This is a genomic window from Desulforhopalus singaporensis, assembly GCF_900104445.1.
GTDB classification, from domain to species: domain Bacteria; phylum Desulfobacterota; class Desulfobulbia; order Desulfobulbales; family Desulfocapsaceae; genus Desulforhopalus_A; species Desulforhopalus_A singaporensis.
This window is the reverse complement of record NZ_FNJI01000122.1, coordinates 1-1,115: the sequence shown is the minus strand read 5'-3', so window position 1 is coordinate 1,115 and position 1,115 is coordinate 1. Positions and strand designations below refer to the sequence as shown.

Annotated in this window: 1 protein-coding gene; it reads right to left on the bottom strand. The window is 53.5% G+C overall.

The window, feature by feature from the left end; translation table 11 throughout:
- Window positions 1–28: 28 nt before the first annotated feature.
- A complete protein-coding gene (locus tag BLQ17_RS22115) occupies window positions 29–808 on the bottom strand; it encodes an IclR family transcriptional regulator (RefSeq protein ID WP_218121893.1) in 780 nt (259 codons plus the stop codon).
- Window positions 809–1,115: the final 307 nt, after the last annotated feature.

Genomic DNA, 1,115 nt, shown 5'->3' with positions numbered 1-1,115 from the left:
TTACATCATCGGTGGGCCCTGCCGGTTCTTACTGGTATCTCAGCACCGTCTTGACGTTGCCGACGAGATTGACCAGCCGCGGCCCGATATCTTCCTCAAAGACCTTGGCACTGAGCTGGAAAGCGGCGCCGCTGCAGCTGAACACCATTATTTCCGACCCCTTTTCAGGTACCAAAGGTACAGCCACAGCATGTGACTCGGGGCGCCAGTCGCCGAGGGAAAGGCAGTATCCCCTTTCCCGGTATTCGCTCAGCGCCCGCTCTATTCCTTCATTGATGCGGGACCAGTTGGCCTTGTCGCTCTGACGGATTTTTTCCATCAGCTCTTGCCTTTTCTCTTTTTCCAGGGCGGCGAGATAAGCCCTTCCCATGGAGGTGGTGCTTATGCATATCTCCGATCCGACGTTAAGCTGCACCGCATACGTCGAAGCGTTGCGGTAGGTATCGATATAGACCATATTCAGCTGATCGCGAATCCCGAGATTAACCGAGGCCTGGGTATGTTCGGCAAGCGCCTGCATCAAGGGTCTTGCGATCCTGCGCACATCCATCTGCGCCAGGCTGGCGTAGCCGAGACTGAACACCGAAGATGAGAGCCTATACTTGTTCGGCTCCTCGGCATACTCAAGATACCCCTTCTCACACAGCGTATAGGTGAGCCTTGAAACAGTCGATTTGGCAAGCCCCGTGCGTTCGGCTATCTGGTTGTTGCCGAGGAAGCGGTCTCCGGCGCCGAAACTTTTTAGCACATCGAGTCCTCTCGCCAGGGCAGTTACGAATTTTCGGTCTTTATGGCCGTTGTTATCCATATTTTTTTCTCCCATTCATCATTTTGTCCCGCCGGGGTGACTTCATGGCCGGCTGCGCGCCCCTTAGATTGTCCGGCAACACATCCTCTACCATTATTCTCACCTTTTTGGACAGCTGATACTTTATTAGGGAGACAGTTTAGTCAGTTTTCCCCCTTCTTGTGAAGAAGAGGGAAAAACGCTCAGTGATTGTTGGCAGGACTTATCTCCTCTACCCCTTGATGATCCGTGGCAGCAGCATCTGGTGCACCGGAGTGATCGATTTCGGGTTCTGGTAATTTGCCCCGACAAACGCCTGGATGTAGCT